8 protein-coding genes are annotated in these 8,305 nt (G+C 51.2%); all 8 read right to left on the reverse strand.

The features are described from left to right. Positions 1-64 precede the first annotated feature (64 nt). Positions 65-4,093: a DNA-directed RNA polymerase subunit beta gene (gene rpoB, locus BEB54_RS24880; RefSeq protein ID WP_001353730.1), complete on the reverse strand. Its 4,029-nt coding sequence runs from the start codon at positions 4,091-4,093 to the stop codon at positions 65-67. Positions 4,094-4,412: 319 nt separating this feature from the next. After that, complete coding sequence (rplL, locus tag BEB54_RS24885; protein WP_000028878.1) at positions 4,413-4,778, reverse strand: 50S ribosomal protein L7/L12; 366 nt, start codon at positions 4,776-4,778, stop codon at positions 4,413-4,415. Positions 4,779-4,844: 66 nt separating this feature from the next. Next, the gene (rplJ, locus tag BEB54_RS24890) at positions 4,845-5,342 is read right to left on the reverse strand and encodes a 50S ribosomal protein L10 (protein ID WP_001207201.1); all 498 of its coding nucleotides are present in this window, start codon (positions 5,340-5,342) and stop codon (positions 4,845-4,847) included. A gap of 412 nt (positions 5,343-5,754) precedes the next feature. Next, a complete protein-coding gene (gene rplA / locus BEB54_RS24900) occupies positions 5,755-6,459 on the reverse strand; it encodes a 50S ribosomal protein L1 (RefSeq protein WP_001096680.1) in 705 nt (234 codons plus the stop codon). Positions 6,460-6,462: 3 nt separating this feature from the next. Beyond that, the gene (gene rplK / locus BEB54_RS24905; protein WP_001085926.1) at positions 6,463-6,891 is read right to left on the reverse strand and encodes a 50S ribosomal protein L11; all 429 of its coding nucleotides are present in this window, start codon (positions 6,889-6,891) and stop codon (positions 6,463-6,465) included. Between the two features lie 158 nt (positions 6,892-7,049). Continuing rightward, positions 7,050-7,595 (reverse strand): transcription termination/antitermination protein NusG, encoded by a 546-nt coding sequence (gene nusG / locus BEB54_RS24910; protein ID WP_001287516.1) that lies wholly within the window; start codon positions 7,593-7,595, stop codon positions 7,050-7,052. Between the two features lies 1 nt (position 7,596). After that, entirely contained in the window at positions 7,597-7,980 is a 384-nt protein-coding gene (secE, locus tag BEB54_RS24915; RefSeq protein ID WP_001275702.1) for a preprotein translocase subunit SecE, read from the reverse strand. A 229-nt stretch (positions 7,981-8,209) separates the two neighbouring features. Then, positions 8,210-8,305, reverse strand: a 96-nt coding sequence (locus BEB54_RS24920; protein WP_072106224.1) for an elongation factor Tu, incomplete at its 5' end; no start/stop codon positions are given.

An 8,305-nucleotide genomic window follows, 5' to 3' on the forward strand; every position in this document is an offset into this window, starting at 1 on the left:
GTCGGAGTTAGCACAATCCGCTGCCGGGTTTTACCCCGACAGCAGTGACCTGTTTGAGCGAGAATTACTCGTCTTCCAGTTCGATGTTGATACCCAGCGAACGAATCTCTTTCAACAATACGTTGAAGGATTCTGGCATGCCCGGCTCCATCTGATGGTTGCCGTCCACGATGTTTTTATACATCTTGGTACGACCGTTCACGTCATCAGACTTAACGGTGAGCATTTCCTGCAGGGTGTATGCTGCGCCGTATGCTTCCAGCGCCCACACTTCCATCTCCCCGAAACGCTGACCACCGAACTGTGCCTTACCACCTAGCGGCTGCTGAGTAACCAGGCTGTAAGAACCGGTGGAACGCGCGTGCATCTTGTCGTCGACCAGGTGGTTCAGTTTCAGCATGTACATGTAACCAACGGTTACCGGACGTTCAAACTGTTCACCAGTGCGACCGTCGTACAGGCGGATCTGACCAGAAGTCGGCAGGTCGCCAAGTTTCAGCAGTTCTTTAATTTCTGCTTCTTTCGCACCGTCGAAGACCGGCGTTGCGATTGGCATACCTTTGCGCAGGTTTTCAGCCAGACGCATAACTTCTTCATCGCTGAAGGTACTCAGGTCAACTTTCTGACGAACGTCAGCGCCCAGATCGTATGCACGCTGGATGAATTCGCGCAGTTTCGCGACTTCTTGCTGCTGTTTCAGCATGGCGTTGATCTTGTCGCCGATACCTTTCGCAGCCATACCCAGGTGGGTTTCGAGGATCTGACCGATGTTCATACGAGACGGTACGCCCAGCGGGTTCAGTACGATGTCTACCGGCGTACCGTTTTCATCGTAAGGCATATCTTCGATCGGGTTGATCTTAGAAATTACACCCTTGTTACCGTGACGACCTGCCATCTTGTCACCAGGCTGGATACGGCGTTTAACCGCCAGATATACCTTAACAATCTTCAGCACGCCCGGTGCCAGATCGTCGCCCTGGGTGATTTTGCGGCGTTTCGCTTCGAGTTTCTTCTCGAACTCGTGTTTCAGTTCGTCATACTGCTCAGCCAGCTGTTCCAGCTGATTTTGTTTCTCTTCGTCGGTCAGGCCCAGCTCCAGCCAGCGATCGCGCGGCAGTTTGTCGAGCTTCTCAGCTTCAACGCCACCGGCTACCAGCACAGCACGGATACGGCTGAACAGACCCGCTTCGAGGATCTGCAGTTCTTCAGACAGGTCTTTCTTCGCCTGTTTGAGCTGCATTTCTTCGATTTCCAGCGCACGTTTGTCTTTTTCAACGCCATCGCGAGTAAAGACCTGAACGTCGATAACCGTACCGGATACACCGTTTGGTACGCGCAGAGAAGAGTCTTTAACGTCAGACGCTTTCTCACCGAAGATCGCACGCAGCAGTTTTTCTTCTGGGGTCAGCTGAGTTTCACCTTTCGGCGTTACCTTACCAACCAGAATGTCGCCACCGGTCACTTCCGCACCAATGTAAACGATACCGGATTCATCCAGTTTGGAGAGCGCAGCTTCACCTACGTTCGGGATGTCAGCAGTGATCTCTTCTGGCCCCAGTTTGGTGTCACGGGACACACATGCCAGTTCCTGAATGTGAATGGTGGTGAAACGATCTTCCTGAACAACACGCTCGGATACGAGGATGGAGTCTTCGAAGTTGTAACCATTCCACGGCATGAACGCTACACGCATGTTCTGACCGAGCGCCAGTTCACCGAGGTCGGTGGACGGACCGTCTGCCAGCACGTCGCCACGTTCTACCGGTTCACCCAGAGACACACACGGCATCTGGTTGATACAGGTGTTCTGGTTAGAACGGGTGTATTTGGTCAGGTTGTAGATGTCGATACCCGCTTCGCCCGGATACATCTCGTCTTCGTTAACTTTGATAACGATACGGGAAGCATCCACGTACTGAACGACACCACCACGTTTAGCAACCGCAGTTACACCGGAGTCAACGGCAACAGCACGTTCCATACCCGTACCAACCAGCGGCTTATCAGCACGCAGAGTCGGAACGGCCTGACGTTGCATGTTCGCACCCATCAATGCACGGTTGGCGTCATCGTGTTCAAGGAACGGGATCAGGGACGCACCGACGGATACCACCTGCTGGGTGGATACGTCCATGTAGTCAACCTGGTCGCGGCTGAACAAGCTGGATTCGCCTTTGCTACGGCAAGTTACCAGGTCTTCTACGAAGTGGCCTTCTTCATCCAGGTTGGAGTTCGCCTGGGCGATAACGTAGTTGCCTTCTTCGATAGCAGACAGGTAGTGAATTTCGTCGGTTACAACACCGTCGATCACTTTACGGTACGGCGTCTCAAGGAAGCCATATTCGTTAGTCTGTGCGTACACGGACAGGGAGTTGATCAGACCGATGTTCGGGCCTTCAGGAGTTTCGATTGGACATACGCGACCGTAGTGAGTCGGGTGTACGTCTCGAACTTCGAAGCCTGCACGTTCACGGGTCAGACCGCCTGGGCCGAGTGCGGAGATACGACGCTTGTGCGTAATCTCAGACAGCGGGTTGTTCTGGTCCATAAACTGAGACAGCTGGCTGGAACCAAAGAACTCTTTCACTGCTGCGGAAATCGGTTTGGCGTTGATCATATCCTGAGGCATCAGGGTATCCAGATCGCCCAGAGACAAACGCTCTTTCACCGCACGCTCTACACGTACCAGGCCAACGCGGAACTGGTTTTCCGCCATTTCGCCAACGGAACGGATACGACGGTTACCGAGGTGGTCGATATCATCGACTTCGCCTTTACCGTTACGGATATCGATGAGCTTTTTCATAACATCAATGATGTCGTCTTTGCTCAGGATACCGGAACCTTCGATTTCGTCGCGCAGCAGAGAACGGTTGAACTTCATACGACCAACCGCAGACAAGTCATAGCGGTCTTCGGAGAAGAACAGGTTCTCGAACAGGCTTTCAGCGGCTTCACGAGTCGGCGGCTCGCCAGGGCGCATCATGCGGTAGATTTCTACCAGTGCGCTCAGACGATCGTTAGTTGGGTCGACACGTAAGGTTTCAGAGATATACGGGCCGTGATCCAGATCGTTGGTGAACAGCGTTTCGATACGCTTGTGACCAGACTGGCTCAGCTTAGCCAGCAGATCCAGGCTCAGCTCCATGTTCGCAGCACAGATCAGCTCACCAGTAGACTCATCAATGTAGTCTTTAGCAACCACTTTACCTGCGATGTACTCAACCGGGACTTCGATCAGTTTGACGTCGTCTTTTTCCAGCTGGCGAATGTGGCGCGCAGTAATGCGGCGGCCTTTTTCTACGTACACTTTACCGTTAGCTTCGATGTCAAAAGATGCGGTTTCACCACGCAGGCGTTCCGGCACCAGTTCCATCTGCAGCTTGTTATCACGGATTTCAAAGATAACTTTTTCAAAGAACAGGTCGAGGATCTGCTCTGTGGTGTAGTTCAGGGCACGCAGAATGATGGTCGCAGGCAGTTTACGGCGACGGTCGATACGTACGAACAGGTTGTCCTTCGGATCGAATTCGAAGTCCAGCCAGGAACCACGGTAAGGGATGATGCGCGCGTTATACAGCACTTTACCCGAAGAGTGGGTTTTACCTTTGTCGGAGTCAAAGAAGACGCCCGGACTACGGTGCAGCTGGGAAACGATAACACGCTCAGTACCGTTGATAACAAAGGTACCGTTGTCCGTCATGAGCGGAATTTCGCCCATGTAGACTTCTTGTTCTTTAATGTCTTTTACGGTGCCTTCCGGCGCTTCGCGCTCATAGATCACCAGACGCAGTTTAACGCGCAGCGGTGCGGAATAGGTCACGCCACGGATTTGACATTCCTGGACGTCAAACACCGGTTCGCCAAGGCGGTAGCTGACGTATTGCAGCTCGGAATTACCGCTGTAGCTCTGAATCGGGAATACGGAACGGAAAGCAGCTTCCAGACCATACTGCCCTTCAGGATCTTGCTCGATAAATTTCTGAAACGAGTCAAGCTGGATAGAAAGGAGATAAGGTACATCCAGAACTTGTGGACGTTTACCAAAATCCTTACGAATACGTTTTTTCTCGGTATAGGAGTAAACCATAGGGTTCCTCAGCTCGCTGACAAGTCGACCCATCTGTCCATTGAGCGGACAGTTTGTGCAACACTATTTTGTTGACCGGAAAATGGAACACTTTCCGCAATGCCTGTTGCTATCACGCTTAAACCATTTCATTGCGATTTACACAGAACGGGCGTCCTGTCGCAGTATATTAAGTCGTCGATAGAAACAAGCATTGAAAGGCACAGCAGTAGTCAAACAGTGTGAAACGCTACTGGCGCCTTACAGCACAAAAAGGCTGGTGACTAAAAAGTCACCAGCCATCAGCCTGATTTCTCAGGCTGCAACCGGAAGGGTTGGCTTATTTAACTTCAACTTCAGCGCCAGCTTCTTCCAGAGCTTTTTTCAGTGCTTCTGCGTCGTCTTTGCTCACGCCTTCTTTCAGAGCAGCCGGTGCAGATTCTACCAGGTCTTTAGCTTCTTTCAGACCCAGGCCAGTTGCGCCACGTACTGCTTTGATAACAGCAACTTTGTTAGCGCCAGCAGCTTTCAGAATTACGTCGAATTCAGTTTTTTCTTCAGCAGCTTCAACCGGGCCAGCAGCTACAGCTACAGCAGCAGCAGCGGAAACACCGAATTTTTCTTCCATTGCAGAGATCAGTTCTACAACGTCCATTACAGACATAGCTGCAACTGCTTCAATGATTTGATCTTTAGTGATAGACATTTAAATTGTTCCTGAATATCAGAATAAGTTTATACGTAAGCGAATGCGTTAAAAAGATAACTGCGATTAAGCAGCTTCTTTCGCATCGCGTACAGCAGCCAGAGTACGAACCAGTTTGCCAGCCGAAGCTTCTTTCATGGTTGCCATCAGGCGTGCAATTGCTTCTTCGTAGGTCGGCAGAGTTGCCAGGCGGTCGATCTGAGACGCCGGGATCAGCTCACCTTCAAAGGCAGCGGCTTTGACCTCAAATTTTGCATTCGCTTTCGCGAACTCTTTGAACAGACGAGCAGCTGCGCCCGGGTGTTCCATAGAGTATGCAATCAGGGTCGGACCAACAAACGCGTCTTTCAGGCACTCGAACGGAGTACCTTCAACAGCACGGCGCAGCAGGGTGTTACGAACAACACGCATGTATACGCCAGCTTCGCGACCTGCTTTACGCAGTTCAGTCATTTTATCTACAGTTACGCCACGGGAATCCGCAACTACTGCAGACAGCGCGCCTTTGGCTACTTCGCTGACTTCAGCAACAATCGCTTGTTTGTCTTGAAGATTTAAAGCCATTAGCTTTGCTCCTGGATGTTTGCCAGAGAAAATCTCTGGAACTCACTTCACTCTTCCAAACGGAGAGAGCGTCTTAATTACGGTGAGCAGAAACAAGCCAGAATATAAAAGAATAATCTTAGCGTTCTGTCACCGTCTACGCAGGGGATTAAGTTTCTTGCGAAACTCCTGCGGTCTTCGACGGAGGCCTGGATAGGCCAGGCTCCAACGAACAAATCTTTTCTATCCGTCGCTATTCAGCTTGTAGCGGCGTTGGCTTCCTTCGTTCGCACCAGTCACATAGTTAGCTATGCTCCTGGCGACTCACTCAGTTGCCGCCTTGCTACAACCCGAATATCTCGGATATACGTCTGCATTAAGCATTATACGTGGGGGTAAGATTGTAGACAAAATCACCGCCCACGTAAAGGCATTAGTTTACAGAAGCGCTCAGGCCAGCCTGGTCAACTGCAACACCTGCACCCATGGTGGTGGAGATGCTAACTTTCTTGATGTACACGCCTTTCGCCTGAGTCGGTTTTGCTTTTTTCAGCGCAACCAGCAGAGCTTCCAGGTTTTCTTTCAGTTTGTCAGCGTCAAAGTCCACTTTACCGATGGTGGTGTGGATGATGCCGTTTTTGTCGTTACGGTAACGAATCTGGCCAGCTTTAGCGTTTTTAACCGCTTCAGCAACGTTCGGCGTTACAGTACCCACTTTCGGGTTTGGCATCAGGCCGCGCGGACCCAGAACCTGGCCCAGCTGGCCAACAACGCGCATTGCATCCGGAGAAGCAATAACAACGTCAAAGTTCATTTCGCCTTTCTTGATCTGGTCAGCCAGATCTTCCATACCTACCAGTTCAGCGCCTGCAGCTTTAGCAGCTTCAGCGTTTGCACCCTGGGTAAATACGGCTACGCGAACGGAACGGCCAGTACCGTGCGGCAGTACAGTTGCACCACGTACGTTCTGGTCAGATTTACGAGCGTCGATGCCGAGGTTAACAGCAACGTCCACGCTTTCTACGAATTTAGCAGTCGCCAGCTCTTTCAGCAGAGCGATAGCTTCGTTGATGTCGTACTGTTTGGTTGCATCAACTTTCTCGCGGATAACACGCATGCGCTTGGTCAGTTTAGCCATTTCTTAGTCCTCCACTACCAGGCCCATGGAACGTGCAGTACCTTCGATGGAGCGAGTCATCGCTTCAATGTCGGCACCAGTCATGTCGGCAGCTTTGGTCTGCGCGATTTCCTGCAGCTGAGCGCGGGAAATTTTACCCACTTTGTCTTTGTTCGGCTTACCGGAACCAGACTTGATACCAGCCGCTTTTTTCAGCAGAACTGCTGCCGGCGGAGTCTTGGTAACGAAAGTGAAAGAACGGTCAGCGTAAACGGTGATTACTACCGGAATCGGCAGACCTTTTTCGATGGAATCAGTTTTTGCGTTGAACGCTTTGCAGAATTCCATGATGTTTACGCCCTGCTGACCCAGAGCCGGACCTACTGGCGGACTCGGGTTAGCCATACCAGCTGCAACCTGCAGCTTGACATAGGCTTGTACTTTCTTAGCCATTATAAATTCCTCAAGTTGGGTAATAACGCCTCTGAGAGGCTCCCCGTGATATAAAAAATCGTTTTACGGGCAAGGCCCATAAAAACAAAAGGCGCGAAATTGTATTCCAATCTCGCGCCTTGTGCAACGATTAAATCGCCGTTTTTTTGATCACTAGGTTAGGCTTTTTCAACCTGGCTGAAGTCCAGCTCTACCGGGGTCGCACGACCGAAGATAGAAACAGACACTTTCAGACGAGATTTCTCGTAATCAACTTCTTCAACAACACCGTTGAAGTCAGCGAACGGACCATCATTAACACGAACCATTTCACCCGGTTCAAACAGCGTTTTCGGACGCGGCTTATCGCCAACCTGCTGCAGGCGATTCATAATCGCATCCACTTCTTTATCGCTGATTGGCGCAGGACGATCGGAAGTACCGCCGATGAAGCCCATCACACGCGGTACGCTGCGCACCAGGTGCCAGCTCGCGTCGTTCATCACCATCTGAACGAGGACGTAGCCAGGGAAGAATTTGCGTTCGCTTTTGCGACGCTGTCCGCCACGGATTTCAACCACTTCTTCGGTTGGTACCATGACTTCACCAAACAAATCTTCCATGTTATGTAATTTGATATGCTCACGTAGCGACGTTGCTACGCGGCCTTCAAAACCGGAAAACGCCTGAACGACGTACCAGCGCTTTTTAGGAGCTTCAGACATCTCAGAACCTCAGGCCAGTGATAAAGGATACCAGGCGAACCAGAATACCATCCAGTCCCCACAGGATCAGTGACATTACTGCGGTAACCGCAGCCACAATCAGCGTGGTGTGCAATGTTTCCTGGCGAGTCGGCCAAATGACCTTACGGACTTCGGTACGCGCTTCACGGGCAAAAGCAACGGTAGCTTTACCTTTTGTCGTTAACAGCGCGACACCACCCGCTGCAGCAATCAGAATTACTACGGCCAGCGCACGCAGCGGCAGCATAATGTCGCGATAAAGGTAGTTGCCGACAATTGCTACCAGGAGCAATGCCACCACAACGACCCACTTCATCGCTTCCAGGCCGCGCCCGCTTCCTTGAGCTTCGGTATTCGCACTCATAAACCAACCTGTCAGAAGTATTCTACAAACATTTTCACCCCGCGATCGCGAGGCAAACCAAATCGAAACGCGTATTAGCTTTTCGGATTATACGCCCTCAACAGAGCCTGTCTCAGCAATGATTATGACAAAGAAAATCACTGATGAGCCAGGTTCTGGTACGAAAGCGTGCAAAAAGGGCATCAAATGATGCCCTTTTAGTGCGCATTGCGTCAAATGTTATCGGCAATTAGCTCAGAACTTTTGCTACAACGCCCGCGCCAACGGTACGGCCGCCTTCACGGATTGCGAAACGCAGACCGTCGTCCATCGCGATCGGGTGGAT

Origin of the sequence: Escherichia sp. MOD1-EC6021 (genome assembly GCF_002965245.1) — a bacterium.
GTDB classification, from domain to species: Bacteria; Pseudomonadota; Gammaproteobacteria; order Enterobacterales; family Enterobacteriaceae; genus Escherichia; species Escherichia coli_F.